Genomic DNA, 24,331 nt, shown 5'->3' with positions numbered 1-24,331 from the left:
GGCAGCGCCCCGTCACGTGACGCGGCGGGGCCTCCTCCGGAAGAGAAGGCCCCGCCACCACCCCCAGTCCGGCTACTTCCTGTTGTAGAGGCGCATCGTCAGGGTGCCGAAGATCGCGATGATCACTGCGCCCGCCACCAGGACCCAGGTGATCTCGCCGGCGTCCGGGGCGCCCTGCATCAGGCCGCGGACCGCCGCCACCAGGTGGGTGATCGGGTTGATCTCGACGAACGTGCGCAGCCAGCCCGGCATCGTGGCCGGTTCGACGAACACGTTCGACAGGAACGTCAGCGGGAACAGCACCATCATGCTGACCCCCATCACCGACTTCTCCGACCGCAGGAACAGGCCGAACATCGTCCAGATCCACGAGAACGCGAACGAGAACGCCACCAGCAGAGCGATCGCGATGACGACGCCGAGTGCGCCGCCGCCCGGGCGGAAGCCCAGGATCAGGCCGACCACGAGGATGACCGTGGCCGCGGTGACATAGCGGAACACGTCGCCGAACAGGGCGCCCACCAGGGCCGCCGGGCGCCAGACCGGCAGCGTGCGGAACCGGTCGAACACGCCCTTCTCGATGTCGATGTTGACGCCCATGCCGGTGTACATGGTGATCATGACGACGCTGGTGACCATGATGCCCGGCAGCAGGAACTGCAGGTACTCGGTGACCGAGCCGGCGAGCGCACCCCCGAACAGGTAGGTGAACATCAGCGTCATCATGATCGGGAACGCGGTGACGTCGAACATCTGCTCGGGCACGTGCTTGATCTTGAGCATGGCCCGCCAGCCGAACGTCACCGACGCCGACCAGGCGCTCGGTTTCGGCGGTGCCTCGCCGGCGGCGAGCACGGCGTTCAGGTTCGACGCCGCGGGCGTGTAGCTGCTGACGGTGGGCTCGGTGGTAGTAGCGGTACTCATGCCGCGACCTCCTCGGACTCGGTGGCGGGGTGATCGGTGAGGGCCAGGAACACCTCGTCGAGGGTCGGCTGGCCCAGGGCGAAGTTGTCGACGGTGATGCCGGCCGCGGCCAGCTCGGCGAGCGCGCGGGACGCCTGCTCGGCGGCCTCGCGGTCGCTGTCCTCGCCGGAGAGCTGCGCGGTGAGCGCCACCGGGTCGGCGTCGAGCTGCACGCCGGTGCCGAGCACCGAGGTGAGCACCCGCAACGCCTCCCCGCGCTGGGCGGCGTCGCGCAGCCGGACGTGGATCGAGCCGGCGCCGACCGAGGCCTTCAGCTCGCCGGGGGTGCCCTCGGCGATGACCTTGCCGCGGTCGATCACCGCGATCCGCGACGCGAGCTGGTCGGCCTCGTCGAGGTACTGCGTGGTGAGCATGACCGTGGTGCCCTGCGCGACGATGATCCGCACGATGTCCCAGACCTGGTTGCGGCTGCGGGGATCGAGGCCGGTGGTCGGCTCGTCGAGAAAGAGCACGTCCGGCGTCTTGAGGATGCTCGCCGCGATGTCGATGCGCCGCCGCATGCCGCCGGAGTAGTTCTTGACCTGCTTGTCGGCGGCGTCGGTGAGCCCGAACGCCTCCAGCAGCTGGGCCGACCGGTCGCGTGCGGCGGGCTTGCGGTGGCCGAGCAGCCGGCCGATGAGCACCAGGTTCTCGGTGCCGGTGAGGTCCTCGTCGACCGACGCGTACTGGCCGGTGAGGCTCACCAGGCTGCGCACGGTGTCGGCCTCGCGGACCACGTCGTGGCCGAACACGCGGGCCTCGCCGCCGTCCGGGCGCAGCAGCGTGGCGAGCATCTTGACCGCGGTGGTCTTGCCGGCCCCGTTCGGGCCGAGGACGCCGTACACGCTGCCGGCGGGCACCGCGAGGTCGACGCCGTCCACCGCACGCGTGCTGCCGAAGGTCTTGACGAGGCCGGACGTCTCGATGGCCAGGTCGGTCATGGTCGTTCCCCTTTCGTTCGGGCGAGGTAGGGGCGGGCCGCGCGCGCCTCCCGCAGCGCGTGCCCCCACCAGGTCAGCTGGTCGAGCATGGTCGTGACGGCGGCTTCGAGGACGTCCCTGTCCCGCGGGGTGCCGTCGCCGCGCACGGCCAGGAGGTCGATGGCGACCTCGTCGCGCACGGCCATCGTGTGCAGCTCGGTGAACACCACGCGCAGTGCCTCCACCGCGTAGTGCCCGCGGCTGCGGCAGCCGTAGGAGACGAAGCCGACCGGCTTGGCGTGCCACTCGTCGTAGGCGTAGTCGATGGCCTGCTTGAGCGACGCCGGGAAGCTGCGGTTGTACTCGGGCGTGACGACCACGTAGCCGTCGGCGCGGTCGACCGCCGTGGTGAACATGGTCATCTGCGGGGTCGCCTCCTCCGGGTAGCGGTCGGGAAAGTCGAACTCGGCGAGGTCGAGGACGTCGATCTCCAGGTCACCCCGCTGCTTGGCGCGATCGACGAACCACTGGGCGATCGCGTCGCCGACGCGCCCGTCCCGAGTGCTCCCGACGATCACCGTGATCCGCAGCCGCGCGCCCATCGGTCCCTCCTCGTGCCTCACCCCGTGGGCGCGAGATCGGGTGCTAGATCGGATCTAGCGGCTGCTGGACGAACCCCAGTTCAACTTGCCGGTTAATTAACCGCGAAGTTTAGCTCGAAAGGAGACCCTGTCAAGGACGAACTGGACATTTCCGAAGCCGTCGCGGTTCGGCGCTCACCCACGAGAAAGCGCGCGCCCCGACGGGTCTCGTCGGGGCGCGCGCTCGTCGTGGAGCTGCCGGACGGTCAGCCCGGGATCGTGCGCGGGGTCAGCTGGGGCGTTGCCGTGACCTGCTCGTTCAGCAGGTCCGCCAGCGCGCTGACCACGCGCAGGGTCGGCGCCTCGGCGCCGGTGAGGTCGGCGAGCTCGACGACCGCCTTCAGGATCACATCGAGCTCGAGCGGCTTGCCCTTCTCCAGGTCCTGCAGGGTCGACGTCTTGTGCTCGCCGGCCCGCTCGGCCCCGGCCATGCGCCGCTCGATGGAGATCTCCGGGTGCGCGTCGAGCCGCGCGGCCACGTCGAGGGTCTCCTTCATCATCTGGATCACCAGCTCACGGGTGGTCAGATGGCGGCAGATCCCGGCCATGGTGGCCCGGGTCAGCGCGCTGATCGGGTTGAAGGCGATGTTCCCCATCAGCTTGAGCCAGATGTCCTTGCGCAGATCGGGCTCGACCGGACACTTCAGGCCACCGGCGACCATCGCCTCGGCGAACGAGGTGCAGCGGGACGAGATCTCCCCGCTCGGCTCGCCGATCGAGAACCGGGTCCCCTCCAGATGGCGGATCACGCCGGGGGAGGCGATCTCGGTGGCCGCGTACACGACACACCCGATCGCCCGTTCGACAGGTAGCGCGGCGGACACCGCTCCGCCGGGATCGACGCTGTCGATCCGGTACCCCTCGTACTTGGACGGGACGCCGTGGAAGTACCACCACGGGATGCCGTTCTGCGCGGCGATGATCGTGGTCTCGTCGTGCAGCAGCGGCTTGATCATCGGGCCGGCGTCGGCGTATCGGTTTGCTTTCAGGCCAAGGAAAATGTGGTCGACCGGCCCTACGTCGGTCGGGTCGTCTGTGGCATGTGGACGGGCCTCGAAATCTCCGCGTGGGCTCTCGACTCGAACGCCCGACGCGCGGATCTTCTCCAAGTGGGGACCTCTGGCAATGAGATGCACCTCGACACCGGCTCGGTGCAGGGCGGCACCGACATACGCGCCGATGGCGCCGGCCCCAAGAACAGCAACTTTCACCGCAAGCTCCGTTCTTGTGTTCATTTGGTATGCAGCATACAGTATGAGATGTTCGGCAAGACGAAAAGTGGTGAGTCATGGATCGGCTTGCGCAGTGGACCTCGACGGCGAGCGCGGAGCTCGGGCTGGACGCCGCGGGGATCGATGGCGACAAGGTGTTCGAGCTGGCCAGAGACGTGCAACGGTCGGTGGGCAGGTCCGCCGGGACGGTTGGCGTCTATCTGCTCGGCATGGCGATGGGCCGGGGAATGTCCGAAGCGGACGCGGTCGCCAGGCTGACGGAGCTGGCCGAACAGTGGTCAGGCCACACCTGCGACTGGCGCGATTGACAAAACGTAGACCGAGACGCTGGCCGTCACTAAAGTCATACGGTATGCAGTATGCGCCACCACTCAACACGCATGACATGAGGAGATGACTAGGCAGATGGCTTCATCGGTCGAGACGACGCCAGAGAGCGCCAGTTCGGTCGCGGTACCAGCCGAGAACCAACCCGAGTTGATCTCCGGTGGTCATCTGGTGGCCAAGGCGCTCAAGGCCGAGGGCGTGGACGTGATCTTCACGCTCTGCGGCGGACACATCATCGACATCTACGACGGCTGCGTCGACGAGGGCATCGACGTCATCGACGTGCGCCACGAGCAGGTCGCCGCGCACGCCGCGGACGGCTATGCCCGGATCACCGGCAAGCCGGGCGTCGCGGTCGTCACCGCGGGGCCGGGCACGACGGACGCGGTCACCGGCGTCGCCAACGCGCTGCGCGCGGAGAGCCCGATGCTGCTGATCGGCGGCCAGGGCGCGTTGAGCCAGCACAAGATGGGCTCGCTGCAGGACCTCCCGCACGTGGACATGATGAGCCCGATCACGAAGTTCGCCGCCACGGTGCCCAGCACCGAGCGGGCCGCCGACCTCGTGTCGATGGCGTTCCGCGAGTGCTTCCTCGGCGCCCCGGGCCCGTCCTTCCTGGAGATCCCGCGGGACGTGCTGGACGCGAAGGTGCCGCTGGCGAAGGCCCGGATCCCCAAGGCCGGCGCGTACCGCGCGTCGACCAGGTCCACCGGTGACCCGGCGGCCGTCGAGCGGCTCGCCGACCTGGTCGTCGGCGCCGAGAAGCCCTGCGTGCTGCTCGGCAGCCAGGTGTGGACCACCCGCGGCACGGACGCGGCCGCCGAGTTCGTCCGCACGCTCAACGTGCCGGCGTTCATGAACGGCTCCGGCCGCGGCACGCTGCCCCCGGGCGACCCGCACCACCTGCAGCTGGCCCGCCGCTACGCGTTCCAGAACGCCGACCTGATCATCATCGTCGGCACCCCGTTCGACTTCCGGATGGGCTATGGCAAGCGGCTGTCGCAGCAGGCCACGGTCGTGCAGGTCGACCTCGACTACCGCACGGTCGGCAAGAACCGCGACATCGACCTCGGCATCGTCGGCGACGCCGGCGCCGTGCTCGCCGCGGTCACCCAGGCCGCGTCCGGCCGGGTGGACAACGGCGCGGTCGCCCGCAAGGCGTGGCTGGAGGAGCTGCGCGCGGTCGAGACCCAGGCCTACGAGAAGCGGCTGCCCCGCCAGCTCTCCGACGCCTCGCCGATCGACCCGTACCGGCTGGTGCACGAGATCAACGAGTTCCTCACCGAGGACTCGATCTACATCGGCGACGGCGGCGACATCGTCACCTTCTCCGGCCAGGTCGTGCAGCCCAAGTCGCCCGGCCACTGGATGGACCCCGGTCCGCTCGGGACCCTCGGGGTCGGCGTGCCGTTCGTGATGGCGGCCAAGTACGCGCGGCCGGACAAGGAGGTCGTGGCCCTCTTCGGGGACGGCGCGTTCAGCCTCACCGGCTTCGACTTCGAGACGCTGGTGCGGTTCAACCTGCCGTTCGTCGGCATCGTCGGCAACAACTCGTCGATGAACCAGATCCGCTACGGCCAGATCGAGAAGTACGGCGCGGACCGCGGCCGGGTCGGCAACACGCTCGGCGACGTCCGCTACGACGAGTTCGCCCGGCTGCTCGGCGGCTACGGCGAGGAGGTCCGCGACCCCAAGGACATCCGGCCGGCGCTCGAGCGCGCGCGGGAGAGCGGCCTGCCCTCACTGATCAACGTCTGGGTCGACCCCGAGGTCTACGCGCCGGGGACGATGAACCAGACCATGTACAAGTAGAGGGGGACGGCACATGGGAAAGGCACTCGAGGGCGTGCGCGTCCTCGATATGACCCACGTCCAGAGTGGACCGTCGTGCACCCAGATCCTGGCGTGGCTCGGCGCGGACGTGGTGAAGATCGAGGCGCCGACCGGGGACATCACCCGCAAGCAGCTGCGTGATCTGCCCGATGTGGACAGCCTGTACTTCACGATGCTGAACTGCAACAAGCGCAGCATCACGCTGAACATGAAGTCCGAGCGCGGCAAGCAGCTGTTCACCGAGATGGTCGGCAAGTTCGACATCCTGGCCGAGAACTTCGGCCCGGGCGCCATCGACCGGATGGGGTTCAGCTGGGACAAGCTGCAGGAGCTCAACCCGCGGCTGATCTACGCGTCGATCAAGGGTTTCGGCGACGGCCCGTACACCCACTTCAAGGCCTACGAGGTGGTCGCCCAGGCGATGGGCGGCTCGATGTCCACCACCGGCTTCGAGGACGGCCCGCCGCTGGCGACCGGCTCGCAGATCGGTGACTCGGGCACCGGCATGCACACCGTGGCCGGCATCCTGGCCGCGCTCTACCAGCGCGAGCACACCGGCCGCGGGCAGCGGGTCACCGTCGCCATGCAGCACGCCGTGCTCAACCTGTGCCGGGTGAAGCTGCGTGACCAGCAGCGGCTGACGCACGGTGCGCTCAACGAGTACCCGAACCGGGAGTTCGCCGACGAGGTGCCGCGCTCCGGCAACGCGTCCGGCGGCGGGCAGCCCGGCTGGGCGGTGCGGTGCGCGCCCGGCGGGCCGAACGACTACATCTACGTGATCGTCCAGCCGGTGGGCTGGGAGCCGATCGCCAAGCTGATCGGCCGCCCGGAGCTCGCCGACGATCCCGAGTGGGCCACCCCGGAGGCGCGGCTGTCCAAGCTGGACAAGATGTTCCAGATGATCGAGGACTGGACCATCGACCACAGCAAGTGGGAGGTGCTGGCCAAGCTCAACGCGCACAACATCCCCTGTGGCCCGATCCTGTCCACGAAGGAGATCATCGAGGACACCTCGTTGGCGGACAACGAGATCGTCGTCAAGGTCGACCACCCGGAGCGCGGCGAGTTCACCACGGTCGGCATGCCGATCAAGCTCTCCGACTCGCCCGCGGACGTCCAGCGCTCCCCGCTGCTCGGCGAGCACAACCAGGAGATCTACGGCCGGGAGCTCGGCGTGACGGACAACGAGCTCGCCGAGCTCAAGGCGAGCGGGGTGATCTGAGGTGTCGAGCGTTCTCTGCTCCCCGGGGAGCACAACCAGCAGTGTCATCTACGGCCGCGGGCTCGGCGTGACCGACGACGAGCTCGCCGAGCTCAAGGCGAACGGAGTGATCTGACGTTATGTCCGACGTAGACAAGGCGGCTGTCCGCGAGGTCCTGGACAAGGCCAGGGCCGAGGGTCGTGACTCGCTCACCGCGCCCGAGGGCAAGCGGGTCTGCGACGCGTACGGGATCCCCACCCCGCGTGAGGGTCTCGCCGCCACGGCCGACGAGGCGGCGAAGCTCGCCGAGGAGATCGGCCAGCCGGTGGCCTGCAAGATCGTCTCCCCGGACATCCTGCACAAGACCGAGGCCGGCGGCGTGATCATCGGCGTGGACGGCGGCGACGCCGCCCGGGCCGCGTTCGACACGATCATCGCGAACGCCAAGGCGTACAAGGAGTCGGCCTCGATCACCGGTGTCCAGGTCCAGGAGATGGTCGGCGGCGGCCACGAGGTCATCGTCGGCGCCACCACCGACGGGACGTTCGGCAAGATCGTCGCGTTCGGGCTCGGCGGCGTGCTGGTCGAGGTCCTCAAGGACGTCACGTTCCGGCTCGCGCCGCTCGACGTGGCCGAGGCGCGGTCGATGGTCACCGGCATCAAGGCGGCGGAGGTGCTCCAGGGCGCCCGCGGCGCCGAGCCCGTCGACCTCGACGCGGTCGCCGACGTGATCCAGAAGGTGTCCGCGCTGGTCACCGACTTCCCGGAGATCAGCGAGTTCGACCTCAACCCGGTCTTCGCCTCGGCGAGCGGCGCCACCGCGGCCGACGTGCGGATCCTGCTGGAGACCGAGGAGCGCGTCCAGCCGGTGCAGCACACCCAGGAGGACATCCTCCGGGCGATGAACACGATGATGAACCCGCGCTCGGTCGCGGTCATCGGCGCCTCCGACCAGGCCGGCAAGATCGGCAACTCGGTCATGAAGAACCTGATCAACGGCGGCTTCGCGGGGGAGATCTACCCGATCAACCCCAAGGCCGACTCGATCATGGACCGCAAGGCGTACAAGTCGGTCGGCGACGTGCCGGGCGAGGTGGACGTCGCGGTGTTCGCGGTGCCGGCCAAGTTCGTGCCGGCCGCGCTGACCGAGTGCGGCGAGAAGGGCGTCACCGCGGTGGTGATGATCCCGTCCGGGTTCGCCGAGACCGGCAACCAGGAGCTGCAGGACGAGATCGTCGAGATCGCCACGCGCTACAAGGTCCGGATGCTCGGCCCGAACATCTACGGCTACTACTACACGCCGCAGAACCTGTGCGCGACGTTCTGCACGCCGTACGACGTGAAGGGCGGCGTGGCGCTCACGTCGCAGTCGGGCGGCATCGGCATGGCCATCCTGGGCTTCGCGCGCACCACCAAGATGGGTGTCTCGGCCATCGTCGGGCTCGGCAACAAGTCCGATGTGGACGAGGACGACCTGCTCACGTTCTTCGAGCAGGACGACAACACCCAGTGCGTCGCGATGCACCTGGAGGACCTGAAGGACGGCCGGGCGTTCGTGGAGACCGCCCAGCGCATGACCAAGAAGAAGCCGGTCGTCGTGCTCAAGGCGGGCCGCACGGACATGGGTGCGCGGGCGGCCAGCTCGCACACCGGCGCGCTCGCGGGCGACGACAAGGTGTACGACGACATCCTCCGCCAGGCCGGGGTGGTTCGGGCGCCCGGTCTCAACGAGATGCTCGAGTACGCCAGGGGTCTGCCGCTGCTGCCGACCCCGAAGGGCGAGAACGTCGTGATCATCACCGGGGCCGGCGGCTCCGGGGTGCTCCTGTCCGACGCGTGTGTCGCCGAGGGACTGTCCCTCATGGACATCCCACCGGACCTGGACGAGGCGTTCCGCGCGTTCATCCCGCCGTTCGGCGCGGCGGGCAACCCGATCGACATCACCGGTGGCGAGCCACCGTCGACGTACGAGGCGACCATCCGCCTGGGCCTGGAGGACCCGCGCATCCACGCGCTGATCCTGGGCTACTGGCACACGATCGTCACGCCGCCGATGGTGTTCGCCGAGCTGACCGCGAAGGTGCTCGCCGAGGCGCGTGCCAAGGGGATCGACAAGCCGGTGGTGGCGTCGTTGGCCGGCGACACCGAGGTCGAGCAGGCCTGCGATTACCTCTTCGAACACCGGGTGATCGCGTACCCATACACCACCGAGCGGCCGGTCGCGGTGCTCGGTGCGAAGTACCGGTGGGCGCGGGCCGCCGGCCTGATCGACGGCTGACGCCGCCGACCAATTGTTTCAAAGGGTGGCCGTCGTGGACGGAACGGCGGCCACCGCAGGGGTCGACAGGCAGGCGGTCAAACCGAACACTGGAGGTCCAATGGTGGATTCTCACAACCCTCCCGCCGTGGGCAGTGGTGAAGTCGCTGTCGCGGGCGAGGAACGGGTATGGCGAGCCGGGCGGCTCGAACCCATGCCCATTCGCCCATTACCCGACGCACCACCGTCCATTCACCTGCTGGGTCCGACCGTCTTCCTGGTCGCACTCGGCGTCGGCATGGGCGAGTCGTACATGTGGCCACGGCTCGTACTGGTCTTCGGACCGGAGATCAGATGGCTGTTCCTGATCGGCGTCACCCTGCAGGCCGTGGTGATGCTCGAGATGGCGCGTTACGCGATGGCGACGGGGGAGAGCATCTTCTCCGGCGCGGCTCGCGTGTTCAAGCCGTTGATGTGGTTCTTCTTCGTCACGGCCATATTGGTCTACATCTGGCCGGGTCACCTCTCCGCGGGCGCCGCCGCGTTCGAGGAGATAACAGGCATCCCGTGGGTCGTGACCGCCTGCGTTGCCCTGATCCTGGTCGGGATCCTGTTCAGCCTGGCCAGTGTCATCTACAACCTGCTGGAGAACGTGCTCGCCATCCTCATCGGCGTGCTCGTCGTCGGCACCGCGATCATCGCGTCCATCGTCGGTAGCTGGGGCGACCTCGCCTCGACCCTCGGCGGCATGTTCGCCTTCGGGTACTTCCCGGCGGAGGCACTGTCGTCGACCTGGTTCCCGATCGTGGTCGGCTCGATCGCGTTCGCGGGACCGTCGGGCATGCAGCAGATGTGGTACACGCTGCACCTGCGTGACAGCGGCGCCGGCATGGGCGCGCACGTCCCGCAGATCCGCGGGCTGCGCAGCGCGAAGGACCAGGAGGCCATGCCTTCGCGCGGGTTCATGTTCGACACCGAGGACCCGGCGGAGATGGCGAAGTGGCGTGGCTGGCGCAAGTGGGTCACGTTCGACGCGTTCCTGCTCTTCTGGGGCATCACGATGCTGGTGACGATCTCGTTCACCGTGCTCGCCCAGTCGGCGGCCAGGGAGAACCCGAACGTCAAGGGTCTGATCGAGGGCGGTGACCGGTCGGCCGCGCTGAGTGCGATGTCCGACGCGTTCGCCGCCGCCGGCGGTCCGGTCCTCGGTGGACTGTTCTTCGGGTTCATCGCGCTGATCGGTCTCAACGCGACACTGGGTCTGTTCGACTCGTTCTCACGCGGTCAGGCGGACATGACCTACTTCCACGTGCCGGGCGCGAAGCGGTTCAAGATCTCGCACCTGTACGCGGGATTCCTGTGGGGTGTCATCACGTTCGGCATCCTGATCCTGCTGTTCGGCCCGGCCGACGGACCGAGTGGCGTGCTGGACATCCTGGCGTTCCTGTCCACGTTCGCCATGGGTGCCTACTGTGTGGTTCTGTTGCTCGTCAACAACACCATGTTGCCGAAACCGATCCGGCCCAAGTGGTGGTCCAACGCGATCATCGGGTTCGGCGCGGTGTTCTACCTGGGCATGCTGTTCTACAGCCTGGCCAGGTTCGGCGTCGTGGTGAACTAGGGAATGAGTGCGATGCGCCTCTACCGACTGTTCCTGCTCACGTTCCCCGGGCTCGTTGTCGGGTTCATCGCCGGTGTCGTCGCCGGTGGGCTGGCCGCGTTCGTCGGCCAGCCCACCGGGTGGGCGCTGGTGTCCGCGCTGACCCTGGCGGTGCCGCTCGGCCTGCTGGGTGGCGGGTACACGATGCTCCTGATCAACGAGAAGGTGCGGCTCGGCGGGTTCGCGCCCGCGGCGCTGTACTGGCTGGTGGCCTTCCCGCTCGCCCGCATGCTGCACGAGGTGCTGACCAGGTTCATCCTCACCGGCAAGCCAGGCCTGCCGCCGGACCCGCTCGGCTTCCTCGCCTACCAGGGCATCGTCAGCGCCGGCTTCGCGATCGGGTTCCTGTGGCTGCACGAGCGCATGGCACCGCGCTGGTGGCAGCGGCTGGCCGCGCACGACGAGGACGCGCGGCGGGTCTACCTGCGATACGCCTCACACGCTCAGGCCATGTACGAGGCCAAGGAGCGGCGCAAGGCGGCGACCAGCCGTTACCGTGGCGCAAGTGGCAAGAAGGCGACCACCCCGGCGCGTTGATCGCCGGAGCGCAACAACAGGGCCCGCCAGGATCTCGTCGATGCACCACGCATAATCCTTCGGTGCATCGACGAGTCCTGCCCCCGCGCGGGCGGAAAGGAAGCCGATGAACGTCCCCCTCTGGTTGTGGCTCGTTACCGGAGTCGGGCTGACCGCGATCATCTCCGTCGACTTCTACCTCGTCTCGCGCAACCCGCGGAAACCATCGCTCAAGGAGTGCCTGGCCTGGATCGGGTGCTACGTGGGCCTCGCCGTCCTGTTCGGACTCGCGATCTTCGTCTTCGAGGGTCACCAGTACGGTGGCGAGCTCTTCGCGGGCTGGATCACCGAGTACTCGCTGTCGGTGGACAACCTGTTCGTGACCATGCTGATCATGGTCAGCTTCGCCGTGCAGCGGGAGCATCAGCAGAAGGTGCTGTCGATCGGCATCGTGATCGCGCTGGTGCTGCGCGTGATCGTCGTCTCGATCGGCTCCGCGGCCATCGCCGAGTTCGACTGGCTGTTCTACGTCTTCGGCGCCTTCCTCCTCTACACCGCGGTGCAGCTGCTCGTGAGCAGCGCCGAGGACGAGGAGTTCAAGGAGAACGCGATGCTGCGCATCGCGAAGAAGATCCTGCCCGCGACGGACAAGTACGACGGCGCGAAGATCACCACGAAGGTCGACGGCAAGCGCCTGGTGACCCCGATGCTGATCGTGATGGTCGCGATCGGCACCACGAACCTGCTGTTCGCGGTCGACTCGATCCCGGCGATCTTCGGGCTCACCAAGGAGCCCTACCTGGTGCTGACCGCGAACGCGTTCGCGCTCATGGGCCTGCGCCAGCTGTACTTCATCATCGGCGGGCTGCTGGACCGGCTCGTCTACCTGTCGACCGGGCTCGCGATCGTGCTCGCCTTCATCGGGGTGAAGCTGGTCATCGAGACCCTGCACAACCACGGGGTCTCGTGGGCCCCGCAGATCCCGATTCTCGTGTCATTGGGCGTCATCATCGGTACGCTCGCGCTCACCGCGGTGGTGAGCCTGCTCAAGGTCCGGCGCGACCGGGACAAGGAGCTCGACCAGGTCGCCGACGAACGCCCCGCGCCAGTGGAAGCCACTGAGTAACAAACCTCGGTGGGTTGGGCCGCACGGACCGCGGCCCAACCCACCGAATCTCTTTGCTCGGCTACCCGCTCGCTCTACGCGGAGGTGCTGACCCGCTCCGCCGGGGCGGTGCGCAGGTAGTCCTCGACGCCGCGGGCGGCATCCTGTCGCTGCTTCTCCATCGCGGTCGCGAGGCCGAGGCCGAGAGTCCGGCCGTCGGCGCTCCAGCCGCGGGGAGAGCTGGTGAGGGCCTTGAAGGTCGCTCGCCAGTTACGCATTGCTGTCACCTCCTGTGGGGCGAGCCGCACGGACCGCGGCTCGTTTCCACCGTCTTCTGGTTACCCGGCCTGGTTGGAGCTAGGCCGAGGTGGTCGTCACAGGGCGCTCGGGGGCGCCGTGGCGCAGGTAGTCCTCGACGCCACGAGTGGCCTCCTGACGCTGCTTCTCCATCGCGGCGGCGAGGCCGAGACCGAGGGCACGGCCGTCGGCGTTGAAGCCGCGGGGAAGGCTGAAGAGCTTGCGCATGTGCATTCACCTCCTCTGGTGCGGGCAGCACGGTCAGCCCTAGCGTCGCGGCATCGCGACGAGGGTCGGTCGAGAGAGCGACGAGTGGTCGCTCCGGTGGTGGGGCTGGTGGTTCAGCCCTGGGATGGTGCCCGGCGTCGGCGCCGGGCGGGCAGCGCGAGGAGCTGCTGGTCCTCGTCGCCGTCGTGCAGGCGTTGTTCGAGGTAGGACTTCCGCGTCCGCTCGGTGTGCTCGTGCATGATGCGGGCGGCGGTGTCCGCGTCTCGCTTCTCGATCGCGTCGATCAGCTTGGCGTGCTCCTGCCAGGACTGCTTGCCACGCTGCCGGGCGATCGGGGTGTAGTACCAGCGGACCCTGCGGTCCACCTGGGTGGCGAAGTCCAGCAGCACCTTGTTGCCGGACAGCTCCGTGACACAGCGGTGTACGGCCGCGTTCAGGGCCACCGCGGTGTCGACGTCGTCGTTGTTGAGGGCCTCGAGGCCCTGCTTGTTGAGGTCCCGCAGCCGGGCGATGCCGTCGGCGTCCGCGTGCAGTCCGGCCAGTCGGGCGGACTCGCTCTCCAGCAGGGAGCGGACGGCCAGCAGCTGGTCGGCCTCCTCCTGCGTGGGCGCGTGGACGAAGGCGCCGTAACCGGGGCGGAGGTCGACCCACCCCTCGGTGTTGAGCCACTGCAGGGCCTCGCGCACCGGCTGCCGCGAGACGCCGAGCATCTGCGCGAGCTCGCTCTCGACCAGGTGTTGACCGGGAGCCAGGCGCCGCGAGATGATCAGCTCCTGCATCGCCTGATAGACGTGCTCACGCAGGGGAACCGGCCGATCGATCCGGCGAGCCGCCAGCTCTTTCGGCAACTCGGTCGGCTGCATGGTGGACTCCAACGGTTTGGGTCTGGCTCGGAACACAACTTTGTTCGTTGTCTACAGCATACAGCGCGGCTGTGGCCGGTTCCGGCATTGGTGAGGGCCTTCACAGTGCGTGACCGGCGCCACTGCTCCGTTCGGGAAAATAGCCCGTCACGCTGGGAATATCCGCCCAATCGTCCGGGACACGTTCCTCTGTGCTCAGCGGGGTCGTGCTGTCTCTCTTGCCATCTCTCTCGACAGGGCCAGTGCCGCCGTCCGCACCGCAGGCGCCAGGCGCTCCAGGTCAAGCCTGTGGGCCGACCCCGCTATCGAGATCGCCGCGATCACCCTTCTTCTGTGGTCGTGGATCGGGGCCGCCACCGCCACCACGCCCGTCTCGCTCTCCTCGCGGTTGATGCCGTAGCCGCGGTCCAGCGTCCTTGCCAGGTCCTGGCGGAGCATGCCCGGCATGATGATCGTCTTCGCGGTCAGTCTCGGGAGGCCCTCGGCTATCACGCTGCGCAGGTAGGCGGGCGGGCCCAGGGCCAGGAACACCTTGCCGCTCGCCGTGCAGTGGGCCGGCAGCCTTCCGCCCACGCGGGACACGATCGGCATCGAGCGGCGGCCTGTCACCTTCTCCAGGAACAGGGTGTCGGTCGCATCGAAGACAGTCAGGTGGATGTTCTCGTGGGTCGCCTCGTACAGGTCCTCCAGGTACGGGAGGGCCGCCTCGCGCAGGCCGCGTTGGCGAGGCACCCTCTGGCCCAGCACGAACAGGGCCATCCCCAGGCGATACCCGGACTCGGTCCTCTCCAGGCCGCCCCACGAGACCAGCTCCGCCACCAGCCTGTGCGCCGTCGGCTTCGGCAACCTGGTCCGGGCCGACAGCTGCGCCAGCGTCAGCTCCACGTCCGCCGGGCCGAAGGCGTCCAGTAGCAGCAGCCCGCGGGCCAGCACCGACTTCGGCGGGTCCGGCACCTCGTTCATGGACCGATCCTGGTGGCTGGCCCGGCCCGCGGCAAGGAACATCAGCTGCCCTTCCGGTTCCTGATCGGCACATCAACCAGCAGGGGACCGTCCAGCGCGCCCGCGCCGGCGACCACCTCGCGCAGGTCCTCGCTGCTCTCGACCCGCCTCCCGGGGACTCCGAAGAACCGGGCGGCGTGCCGCCAGTCCAGGCGGGGCGCACCGGGTAGCGCCAGGTCGAGGCCGGGATGCGGGCCGGGGCTGCCGGACTCCGCCAAGGTCTCCTTCAAGGTCCGGTACTCGCCGTTGTTCATCACCAGGAACGTCACCGGCACCCGGTACCGCGCCGCGCTCCACAGGCCCTGCAACCCGAACATCGCACAACCGTCACCCAGCACGGCCACCACCGGACGGTCCGGCGCACCCAGGCGCGACCCGACCGCCGCGCCGATGCCCCAGCCCAGGCCGCCGCCGGCGGTGTGGACGAACGAGTCCGGCCGGTCCAGCCGCAGGAGCGGGCGCAACAGCACACCGATCGTGATGGCCTCGTCGACCAGCACCGCGTCCGGGGGGAGCGCCTCGGCGATCGTCTGGGCCGCCACTTCGGGAGCGAGCGGTGCGGTCCCCGCGCTCGGCCGCGCTCTGGGTCTCGTGGTCGCCTGACGGGCGGGGTGGGCGGGAACGCGCCCAGCCAGCTCGGCGAGCGTCGCGCGGATGCCGCCGGTCAGGCCCAGCGCCACCGGGAAGTTACGGCCCAGCTCCGCCGGGTCGTCGTCGAGCTGCACCACCGTCGTCCCGGGTGGGATGGGGGGCTCGGGGGTGTAGTGGTGCGGCGAGAACGCGTGGCTGCCGACGACCAGCACCACGTCGTGCGGGCCGAGGGCCTCGCGGACGGCTGCGTTGCGTGGGGCCGGCATGCCGGCGTGCAGCGGGTGGGTGAAGGGGAAGTTCATTCGATCGTGCATCGGCTGGTGGTAGACCGCCGCGCCCAGGCGTTCGGCCAGGGTCACCAGCTCGGCAACCGCGCCGTCGCGGCCGACGCCGTCGCCGGCCACCACCGCGGGGTGGGCCGCGGCGGCCAGGATGCGGGCGGCCTCGTCGAGACCGGTGGCCGGGCCGAGCGGGGTGAGCGGCGACCGCGCGGGCACGTCGACGTCGGTCTCCTCGCGCAGCAGGTCCATGGGGATCGACACGAACACCGGGCCGGCCGGCGGTCGGGCGGCCAGCGCGAACGCCCGCCGCAGGACGATCGGCAGGTCCCGGCCGTGCTGGACCTCGACGGCCAGCTTGCTCGCGGCCGCCGCCAGCCCGACCAGGTCACCGGCGAGCATGGGGTCCTCGAGCAGGTGCCGCCGGTCCTGCTGGCCCGCGGTGACCACCAGCGGGACCCGCGACCGCTTGGCGTTGAGCATCCCGATCAGCCCGTTCGCCAGCCCCGCCGCCACGTGCAGGTTCACGAACGCCGTGCGCCGGGTGGCGCGCGCGTACCCGTCGGCCATGGCGACCGCCGACAGCTCCTGCGCGGCCAGCACATAGGGGAGGTCCGGCGCGCCGGCGAGCGCGTCGAGCAGCGCCAGCTCGGTGGTCCCGGGGTTGCCGAAGATCCGGTCGACACCCTCGCCGCGCAGGATCTCCAGCATCGCCTCGACGGGAGTCATGCGAGGTCACCGGCCAATCCGTCGGCGATCATCGCGGCCAGCGCCATGATCGTGAGGGACGGGTTGACCGACAGGGACGCCGGCAGCACCGACCCGTCACCCACGTACAACCCGTCGACGCCGTGCGCGCGGCCGGCCGCGTCGACCACCGACCGCGCCGGGTCGTCGCCCATCCGGACCGTGCCCTGCACGTGCGACGTGGACAGCCCGCTCCACACCACCCGCGTCGCGCCGGCCGCGCGCAGCACCTCGACCGTGAACGCCAGCGCGTCGCCCAGCCGCCGCCGCTCCGCCGGGGAGAACCCCTTCGTGATCACCGGGTGGCCGCCCGGGTCCAGCTCGACCGTGCCGGTGTTCTCGTCGTTGGCCATCACGAGAAGCCCGGCCCAGTACCGGTAGTCGCGCATGACCGTGGCCAGGTCCACGCCCCACAGCGGGCGGCCGAGCGGGTCGATCATCCCGGCCGCGAAGCTCACCGGCTCCTGGATCGTGGTCCCCTCGACGACGAACGACCGCTGGTGGGTCAGGCAGTGCGCGGTGATCGGGTACACCTGGTGGCAGTCCTGCGGCTGGTCGAACAACCCGTACACCAGCCGCGCCGGGTGCAGGCCCAGCGTCGCGCCGGCCAGCCGCGTGCTCGGCGTGTCCAGCTCGACGTAGTCCACAGTGGACAGCAGGATCTGCGGCGTGTTCAGGCTTCCCGCGGCCAGCACCACCACGGGCGCGGCCACCTCGCCGCTCGAGCCGTCGGGGTTGCGGTAGCGCACCCCGGTCACCCGCGGCGTCGCCGACGTCGACAGCAGCACCTGGGTGACCGTCCGGTTCGTCAGCAGCCGGATCTCCCCGCGCCCGAGCGCCGGCGCGAGGTAGGTGTTCCACGTGTCGCGGCCGGCGTTGGTCGGGCACCCGGTGGTGCACGAGCCGCAGCGGCCGCACGTGTGGTCGGTGTAGGAGCGCACCGGCTCCAGGCACGTGCCCAGCTCGGTGAACCCCGCCGCGACCGTGTGCACGCTCGGCGTCCAGTCCGCGCGCTCCCGCACCCCCAGCCGTTGCTCGACGCGTGCGTACCAGGGGTCCAGGTCCGCCGGCGCGAACGGCGCCCCGCCGGGCCCGCGCAGCCCGGTCTCGGCGTGGAACCGCGCGAGGTCGAAGTCCGCGGCCCGCATCGCCACCTTCGTGTTGATCACCGTCGTGCCGCCGACGCACCGGCCGGCGAGCAGCGCGACCGGCTCGTCGTCGTCCGTGCGCGGCACCGTGCACCGGGCGGGCCACCACAGCTGGTGGCGCGCGGCCAGCTCGAACCGGGTGCGGTCCTCGGCCGGGTGCAGCCCGCCGGCCTCGACGAGCAGCACGTCGTGCCCGCGCCGGCCGAGCTCCGCGGCGATCAGCCCACCGCCGGCCCCCGAGCCGACCACGACCACCTCGGCACTCTCCCGGGCGGAGGACACCGGCGCAGGGGGCGCACAGTCCAAAAAGGACCAGTTCTTGCGCAGCCGGGCGGCTTGCGGGGGAGCGAAGCCGATCACCTCGTGGCCTGTCGGCCCCGGTTGTCCGGGTTCGGCGTAGTCGCCGTAGAACGCCTCGACGGCGAGGCCGCGCAGCAGGGCGAACGCCTCGGTGTGCGCGATCCGGGCGAGCGAGTCGGCGCCGGCGTCCAGGCACGTCGCGACCAGGCCGATCGCCGCGTGCACCGCGTCCTCCTCGGCCGGCGGCATGCCCGCGAGCACCCGCTCGACGTAGGAGACCGGGCCGATCCCCGTCGAGCCGGGGACGGCCAGCTCACAGAACCTCGCGAGCACCGCGGTCTCCTCGTCGCCCAGCACATCCATGCGTTTTCCCCCCGAGTGTTCAGTGCTTGGCCGAGCCGCCGTCGACGTTGATGGTCTGGCCGGTGAGGAACCCGCTTCCCTTGGCGCACACGTAGAGCAGCGTCGAGGTGAGGTCCTCGGGCCGCTCGACCCTCGGCACGCTCTGCAGCGCGCGGACGCGCTCGAAGCCCCCGCCGGCGCCCGTGCTGCGGGCGGCGGTGTCGGTGTGGGTGAGGCCGGGGGCGATCGCGTTCACCGTGATGTTCTCCGGACCCAGCTCGGTGGCGAGCGCGCGGGTGAACCCGACCAGCCCGGCCTTGGACGTCGTGTACGCGACCAGCTCCGGCGGGCCGAGGAAGACGACCGCGGAGACGATGTTGACGATCCGGCCCCAGCCGGCGGCCCGCAGGTGCGGCAGGGCCGCGCGGGTGACGAGGAACGGGCCGTCGAGGTTCACCCGCATGACCCGGTGCCAGTCGTCCACAGTGGTCCGGTCGAACGGGATGGGCGGGTAGATGCCGGCGTTGTTCACCACGACGTGCAGGGCGCCGAACTCCCGCGCGACCTCGTCGACGGCGGCCGCGACGGACCCGGCGTCGGTCACGTCGGCGCGCACCGCCAGCAGGTCGCCGCCCGCCGCCGCGGCCTGGCGCGCGGTCTCGCCGAGGTCGGCCACGTCCAGGCCGGCGACCCGGTACCCGTTGCGGGCCAGGGCGACGGCGAACGACTGGCCGAGGCCCATGGCGGCGCCGGTGACGATCGCGACGGTCATGAGGTCTCCCCTGTTGCCATCGCGTGGAGCAGGCGTGGCTGGGTCAGCTCGGCGCCGGTCAGCTCCGCGCACAGGCGGCCGCGGTGGAACACGGCCACCCGGTCGCACAGCTCGACCAGCTCGTCCGGGTCGGTCGAGCTGATCAGCACGACCCGGCCGGCGGCGGCCAGCTCGCGGATGATCTCGTGCATGTCGGCCTTCGCGGCGACGTCCACCCCGCGGGTGGGGTCGTCGAGCAGCACGACGTCCGGCTCGGCGGCGAGCCACTTGGCGAACACGACCTTCTGCTGGTTGCCGCCGGACAGGCGCCCCGCGCTCGCGTGCACCGAGTCGGTGCGGATCCGCAGCCGCGACACCAGCTCCTGCGCGGCCGCCACCAGCCGGCGCCGGCGCGGGAACGGGCCGTACCGGCCGAGCGCGCCGGAGCTGACCTGGCTCACGTTGTCCCACACCGGCTTGTCCAGCATGAGGCCGATCCGCGCGCGGTCGCCGGGCACGAGCGCGATCCCGCCGCGCACGGCGGTCCGCGGCGTGCGCGGGCCGGGCCGGCCGGACGGCAGCCGGACCCGGCCGCGGGCGAGCCGGCGCAGGCCGCCGACGACCTCGAGCACCTGGGAGTGGCCGGAGCCGGCCTTGCCCGCGCAGCCCACGATCTCGCCGCGCCGGGCGGTCAGCGTCACGCCGTCGAGCAGGCCCGGGACGGTCAGGTCGTCGAGCACGAGCGCGCCCTCGGTCCTGCGCGCTGCCCGGGCCGGGCGCGGCGGCTCCTCCTCCCGTGGGCCGACCATCGCGGCCACGATGTCCCTGATGGACAGCTCGGTCCGCGGCCGCGCGGAGACGACCGTGCGGCCGTCGCGGAGCACGGTCACCCGGTCCGCGACGAGCATGACCTCGGCCAGCAGGTGCGAGACGTAGAGCACGGCGACCCCCCGGGCACGCAGCCGGCCGACGATGCCGAGCAGGTGCTCGGCCCGGTCCACCGGCAGCGCCGAGGTGGGCTCGTCGAGGATCAGCACGGACGGCTCGTCGAGCAGCGCCCGGGCGATCTCCACGAGCTGGCGCTCGGCCAGCGTCAGGTCCGCCACGCGGGTCCGCAGTGGACGGTCCAGCTCGAGCTCCGCCAGCACGGGCGTGGCCTTGCGGGCCATCGCGGTCCGGTTCACCAGCGGTCCGCGCCGCGGCTCGCGGGCGAGGAACAGGTTGGCGAGCACGTCGAGGTCCGGGAACACGTTGAGCTCCTGGGAGACGACCGCGACACCGCGGGCCGCCGCCTGCCGGGTGCTGGCGAACTCGACCGCGCCTCCCGCGAGGCGCAGGCCACCCGCGTCCGGGCGCAGGGCGCCGGCGAGGATCTTGACCAGCGTGGACTTGCCGGCACCGTTCTCGCCGAGCAGCGCGTGCACGCTGCCCGGCTCGAGGGTGAAGTCGACCCCGTCGAGCGCGGTGACGCCCCCGAACCGCTTGCGGATGCCCGTCGCCTCGTACACCTAGCTTGCCTCGTTCAGCGGCCGGGTGTGCGCGCCCAGGTCGGCGAAGAACTCGTCCAGCTTCGGGCCGAACCACTTGTCCTTGGCCGGCTCCGACCCCTGGCGCGCGATGATCTCGTCCACGTTGTCCTTGGTGACGAGCAGCGCGCCGGCGTCGACCCAGCCCTCGGGCAGCGGCTTGTCCTTGGTGGCCGCCTCGGCGAGCATGCGGATGGCGACCGCGCCCTTCATGAAGTGCTCGGGGGAGAGGGTGGCGAAGTTGGTGCCGTCCTTGACCGCACGCAGGGTCGCGGCGTTGAGGTCGAAGCCGGCGGTGAGGTACTTCCCGTTGTTCTCCTGCTTGATCTTGGCGAGGTTGTAGCTGTCCTGGTCGCCGGTGCCGAGGAAGGCCAGCGCCCGCGGGTTGGCCTTGACCAGGCCGTTCCAGATGCCGAAGTTGAGCGTCGGCTCGATCTTGGTCTCGAAGGGGCCGAGCACCCGCACGTTGGGGAGCTTGGCCGCGAACGCCTGCTTGATGCCGTCGGCCCGCTGGTCGAGCACCGGGACGCCGGGCACCGTGGTGCCGACGACGACCGTGCCGCCGGCGTCCGGGCCGAGCAGCCGGATCGCCTCCTCGGCGAGCATGCGGCCGATGGCCACGTTGTCGTTGCCGACGTAGGTGGTGACGTCGCTGCCGTCGAGCGGCACGGTGTCCACGGCGACCAGTCGCCGCTCCTGCCGGACGAGGTCGGACATGGGCCGCACGAACAGGTCCGGTGCCAGGTTCTCCACGGCGATCCCGTCGACGGCGGTCCGGCCGAGGTCCTGGAGAAGCTTGACCTCGGCCGGACCGTCCACCCCCGGCGGGCCGCTGACCTGGAGCTCGACCCCGTCGAACTTGGCCGCGGCGTACTCGCCGCCGTCGGCCATCTGCTGGGCGAAGTCCTCGCTGGTGGTGGCCACGGCGAAGCCCAGCTTCGTGCCCCCGGACCCGCCGGACGTGGCGCCGCAGCCGGCGAGCAGTAACGTGGTGGCCGCGATCGCCAGGCCTCGCGTGGACCTCGATGTCGACACGGTTGTCTCCTTGTTTCACAGCAGGAAGTCGGTGGTCGCGGCACGCCGGCGGCGCAGCAGGCTGTCCAGCGCCACCGCGAGGAGGATCACCACGCCGGTGGCGAACAGGTTCCAGTTGATCGGCACCCCGAAGTAGACGAGTCCACTCGCGACGGTGCCGAGGATGACCGCGCCGAGCACCGAGCCCCACACCGTGCCCGAGCCGCCCCGCAGCGGCGTGCCCCCGATGATCGCGGCGGCGATGGCCTGCAGCTCGTAGCCCGAGCCGATCGTCGGGTCGCCGGAGGCGAAGAACGCGAGCGTGAGCATGCCACTCAGGCCGGCGAGCGCGCCGGAGAGGGCGAGCACCTGGATGCGGGTGCGCGGCAGCGAGATGCCGGAGAACCGGGCGGCCTCCGGGTTGGAGCCGATCGAGCGCACGGTCGTGCCGAACCTGGTGCCGCGCAACACGATGGTGAGCACGAGGGCGGTGGCCAGCAGCACCCACACGGGCACCGGCACGCCGAGGACCTCGCCGCCGACGATCCTGAAGAAGGAGTGCGTGCGCGGCAGGTCGGCGACGTTCTTGCCGTCGCTGATGGCGAGGGCGAGCCCGCGGTAGAGGGACAGCGTGCCCAGCGTGGTGATGATCGACGGGATCTTGATGGCCTCGCAGATGATCCCGTTGACCACGCCGAGGAAGCAGCCGAGCGCCACCCCGGCGACGGCCCCGAGCCAGGGGTCCACACCGGACTGGATGAGCGTCGCCGCCCCGATGATCGCCAGCGCGTAGACCGAGCCGACGGACAGGTCGAGCTCGCGCATGGCGAGGAGGTAGGTCATGCCACAGGCGAGAATCCCGACGAACGCCGCCTGCTCGACGACGTCGATCAGCTGTGCCATATGCAGGAAGGCCGGCTGGAAGGCGCCGATGACCAGCACCAGGACGACCAGGGCGGCGATGACGCCGAACTCGTCGACCCGGAAGATCCGGCCGGCAACGATGCGGCCGCGGCTGCTGGTCACACGGAGAATGCTGCGGGCGGTGCCGATCAAGCGCCAAGGCGGGCATTTCACTGAACGAAACGGTGCTGCGTGCGCCCGGGGTGTTGACGCTACAGTGCGTCACCACTACGTTCGAAAAGAGAATTTCTGTTCGCTATACGAACGCCCGACCGAGGAGTCCGGTGATGCGACGACGCTTCGCTGCCCTGTTATGTCTTTCGGCCCTGTTCGCCGCGGGCTGCGGCGCGAGCTCCGACTCCGGCGGTTCGACACCCGGCAAGCCCGACGACGTCAAGGTCGGCCTGATCTCGATCCTCGACGTGGCGCCCATCTATCTGGGCAAGGAGAAGGGCTTCTTCACGTCCCGCGACATCAACCTGACGCTCCAGCCGGCCGAGGGTGGAACGGAGACGGTGCCGTCGGTGATGAGCGGGAACCAGCAGTTCGGGTTCAGCAATGTCGTGACGCTGCTGTTGGCCCAGGAGCAGGGCCTCCCGGTGAAGGCGGTCACCAACGGCACGAACTCCACGGGAGTCGACGGCAAGGACTTCGGCGCCCTGATGGTCGCGTCCGGCAGTCCAATCAAGACGGTCGCGGACCTCAAGGGCAAGAAGGTCGCGGTCAACACGTTCAAGAACGTGGTGGAGCTGGCCGTCCGGGCCTCGGCGCTGAAGGCGGGCGTCGACCCGTCGTCGATCGAGTTCGTGAAGCTGGGCTTCCCCGAGATGCCGGCGGCGTTGGCCGACGGTCGCGCGGACGCGGTGTTCGTGGTGGAGCCGTTCCAGCAGATCGTGCTGTCCCAAGGAGGAAAGGCGATCGCGTCGAGCTACGTGGACATCGCGCCGGACCTGTGCGTGGCCATGTACTTCACGTCGAAGCAGCTGCTGGGCGAGAACCCGGACCTGGTGAAACGCTTCACGGCGGCGATGAACGAGTCCCTGTCGTACGCGGACGCCCACCCGGACGAGGTGCGGAACGTCCTGCCGACGTACACGAAGATCGGCCCGGAGCTGATCCCGAAGCTGACGTTGCCGAAGTGGCCGGCGGAGGTGAACCAGGAGTCGCTGAAGACCATCGCGAGCCTGGGGAAGAAGGAGGGAATCCTCCCAGGAGACCCGAACTTGACGGACTTGCTGCCCTAGGTTATTGCTAAGGCCTGTCTCGTAGATCATCGGGTGAAGTCCTGCGCCGACCACCGGAACCTCAGGGGACCGTGACGGCACCCAGCCACCACCCACCTCGATACCCGCACTATTCGCCGGGACGCAACGGACATTTTAAATCCCGGGGAGGCGGACTAGCCGGAAGCCACCCGCTGTGGCGGCAGCCCCGGCAGGAAGCGGCCGGGCTGGCGAAGCTTCAGGCACAGCGCCCCCGAGGCGACGGCCAGCACACAGGCCAACATGAACACCGCCGGATACCCCCAGGACGGCACCACCAGAGCGGCGAGCCCCACCCCCAACACGCCACCGAACGCCTTGGCGCTGTAGACGGCGGCGTGGGTCTGCCGGGCCCCAGCACTCTGGTCCCCGAAGAACTCCCGCACCAGGCTCGCGAACAACGGGTAGAACGCGCCGCCCCCG

At 69.9% G+C, this 24,331-nt stretch carries 22 protein-coding genes and 1 pseudogene; 8 read left to right on the top strand and 15 right to left on the bottom strand.

Features of this window, described 5'->3' with window-relative positions:
* Positions 1-72 precede the first annotated feature (72 nt).
* The 4 genes from VGD70_RS15800 to VGD70_RS15785 form a co-directional block, all read right to left on the bottom strand.
* Positions 73-924 (bottom strand): ABC transporter permease, encoded by an 852-nt coding sequence (locus VGD70_RS15800; protein WP_331082212.1) that lies wholly within the window; start codon positions 922-924, stop codon positions 73-75.
* Entirely contained in the window at positions 921-1,904 is a 984-nt protein-coding gene (locus VGD70_RS15795) for an ATP-binding cassette domain-containing protein (protein ID WP_331082211.1), read from the bottom strand. Before VGD70_RS15795 ends, VGD70_RS15800 begins: the two co-directional genes overlap by 4 nt.
* Complete coding sequence (locus VGD70_RS15790) at positions 1,901-2,485, bottom strand: NAD(P)H-dependent oxidoreductase (RefSeq protein WP_331082210.1); 585 nt, start codon at positions 2,483-2,485, stop codon at positions 1,901-1,903. Before VGD70_RS15790 ends, VGD70_RS15795 begins: the two co-directional genes overlap by 4 nt.
* A gap of 245 nt (positions 2,486-2,730) precedes the next feature.
* On the bottom strand, positions 2,731-3,759 hold the full coding sequence (locus VGD70_RS15785) for a 2-dehydropantoate 2-reductase (protein ID WP_331082209.1): 1,029 nt from the start codon (positions 3,757-3,759) through the stop codon (positions 2,731-2,733).
* Between the two features lie 53 nt (positions 3,760-3,812).
* Here VGD70_RS15785 and VGD70_RS15780 point away from each other — a divergent pair, with 53 nt between their 5' ends.
* From VGD70_RS15780 to VGD70_RS15750, 7 genes are all read left to right on the top strand, one after another.
* Positions 3,813-4,064, top strand: coding sequence for a DUF6457 domain-containing protein (locus VGD70_RS15780; protein ID WP_331082208.1), 252 nt, complete (start codon positions 3,813-3,815; stop codon positions 4,062-4,064).
* A 97-nt stretch (positions 4,065-4,161) separates the two neighbouring features.
* Positions 4,162-5,895: a thiamine pyrophosphate-binding protein gene (locus VGD70_RS15775; protein WP_331082207.1), complete on the top strand. Its 1,734-nt coding sequence runs from the start codon at positions 4,162-4,164 to the stop codon at positions 5,893-5,895.
* Between the two features lie 13 nt (positions 5,896-5,908).
* Positions 5,909-7,138 carry a formyl-CoA transferase gene (gene frc, locus VGD70_RS15770; RefSeq protein WP_331082206.1) on the top strand — a complete coding sequence of 410 codons (1,230 nt, stop codon included), beginning with the start codon at positions 5,909-5,911 and terminating at the stop codon, positions 7,136-7,138.
* A 119-nt stretch (positions 7,139-7,257) separates the two neighbouring features.
* Positions 7,258-9,396, top strand: coding sequence for an acetate--CoA ligase family protein (locus VGD70_RS15765; protein WP_331082205.1), 2,139 nt, complete (start codon positions 7,258-7,260; stop codon positions 9,394-9,396).
* A 193-nt stretch (positions 9,397-9,589) separates the two neighbouring features.
* Positions 9,590-10,996: an Nramp family divalent metal transporter gene (locus VGD70_RS15760; RefSeq protein WP_331082204.1), complete on the top strand. Its 1,407-nt coding sequence runs from the start codon at positions 9,590-9,592 to the stop codon at positions 10,994-10,996.
* 12 nt (positions 10,997-11,008) lie between these two features.
* Entirely contained in the window at positions 11,009-11,572 is a 564-nt protein-coding gene (locus VGD70_RS15755; protein WP_331082203.1) for a hypothetical protein, read from the top strand.
* A gap of 106 nt (positions 11,573-11,678) precedes the next feature.
* Positions 11,679-12,677 carry a TerC family protein gene (locus VGD70_RS15750; protein WP_331082202.1) on the top strand — a complete coding sequence of 333 codons (999 nt, stop codon included), beginning with the start codon at positions 11,679-11,681 and terminating at the stop codon, positions 12,675-12,677.
* Between the two features lie 74 nt (positions 12,678-12,751).
* On the opposite strand, the gene VGD70_RS15745 is transcribed toward VGD70_RS15750, so the two are convergent.
* The 10 genes from VGD70_RS15745 to VGD70_RS15700 all read right to left on the bottom strand — a co-directional run bounded on the left by VGD70_RS15745 (position 12,752) and on the right by VGD70_RS15700 (position 22,769).
* Positions 12,752-12,934 (bottom strand): hypothetical protein, encoded by a 183-nt coding sequence (locus VGD70_RS15745; RefSeq protein WP_331082201.1) that lies wholly within the window; start codon positions 12,932-12,934, stop codon positions 12,752-12,754.
* A 79-nt stretch (positions 12,935-13,013) separates the two neighbouring features.
* Positions 13,014-13,181 (bottom strand): hypothetical protein, encoded by a 168-nt coding sequence (locus tag VGD70_RS15740; protein ID WP_331082200.1) that lies wholly within the window; start codon positions 13,179-13,181, stop codon positions 13,014-13,016.
* 113 nt (positions 13,182-13,294) lie between these two features.
* Entirely contained in the window at positions 13,295-14,044 is a 750-nt protein-coding gene (locus VGD70_RS15735) for a GntR family transcriptional regulator (RefSeq protein WP_331082199.1), read from the bottom strand.
* Positions 14,045-14,239: 195 nt separating this feature from the next.
* Entirely contained in the window at positions 14,240-15,007 is a 768-nt protein-coding gene (locus VGD70_RS15730) for an IclR family transcriptional regulator (protein ID WP_331082198.1), read from the bottom strand.
* 41 nt (positions 15,008-15,048) lie between these two features.
* Positions 15,049-16,644 carry a thiamine pyrophosphate-binding protein gene (locus VGD70_RS15725; RefSeq protein WP_331082197.1) on the bottom strand — a complete coding sequence of 532 codons (1,596 nt, stop codon included), beginning with the start codon at positions 16,642-16,644 and terminating at the stop codon, positions 15,049-15,051.
* Positions 16,641-18,473, bottom strand: coding sequence for a GMC family oxidoreductase (locus VGD70_RS15720; RefSeq protein WP_331082196.1), 1,833 nt, complete (start codon positions 18,471-18,473; stop codon positions 16,641-16,643). Before VGD70_RS15720 ends, VGD70_RS15725 begins: the two co-directional genes overlap by 4 nt.
* 19 nt (positions 18,474-18,492) lie before the next feature.
* Positions 18,493-19,224 (bottom strand): SDR family NAD(P)-dependent oxidoreductase, encoded by a 732-nt coding sequence (locus tag VGD70_RS15715; RefSeq protein WP_331082195.1) that lies wholly within the window; start codon positions 19,222-19,224, stop codon positions 18,493-18,495.
* Positions 19,221-20,711: a sugar ABC transporter ATP-binding protein gene (locus VGD70_RS15710; RefSeq protein ID WP_331082194.1), complete on the bottom strand. Its 1,491-nt coding sequence runs from the start codon at positions 20,709-20,711 to the stop codon at positions 19,221-19,223. Before VGD70_RS15710 ends, VGD70_RS15715 begins: the two co-directional genes overlap by 4 nt.
* Positions 20,712-21,764: a sugar ABC transporter substrate-binding protein gene (locus VGD70_RS15705; protein WP_331082193.1), complete on the bottom strand. Its 1,053-nt coding sequence runs from the start codon at positions 21,762-21,764 to the stop codon at positions 20,712-20,714. It lies immediately after the preceding gene.
* A 15-nt stretch (positions 21,765-21,779) separates the two neighbouring features.
* Positions 21,780-22,769 carry an ABC transporter permease gene (locus tag VGD70_RS15700; protein ID WP_331082192.1) on the bottom strand — a complete coding sequence of 330 codons (990 nt, stop codon included), beginning with the start codon at positions 22,767-22,769 and terminating at the stop codon, positions 21,780-21,782.
* Between the two features lie 164 nt (positions 22,770-22,933).
* Between VGD70_RS15700 and VGD70_RS15695 the strand changes: the two genes are divergently transcribed.
* Entirely contained in the window at positions 22,934-23,890 is a 957-nt protein-coding gene (locus VGD70_RS15695) for an ABC transporter substrate-binding protein (protein ID WP_331082191.1), read from the top strand.
* A gap of 155 nt (positions 23,891-24,045) precedes the next feature.
* Here the strand turns inward: VGD70_RS15695 and VGD70_RS15690 are convergent.
* Positions 24,046-24,331 (bottom strand): annotated as a pseudogene (locus VGD70_RS15690) (MFS transporter); the annotation flags it as partial.

Source organism: Actinophytocola sp. (assembly GCF_036402745.1).
GTDB lineage: Bacteria > Actinomycetota > Actinomycetes > Mycobacteriales > Pseudonocardiaceae > Actinophytocola.
The sequence above is the reverse complement of the archived record's forward strand: the minus strand, read 5'-3'. Positions and strand labels throughout refer to the sequence as shown.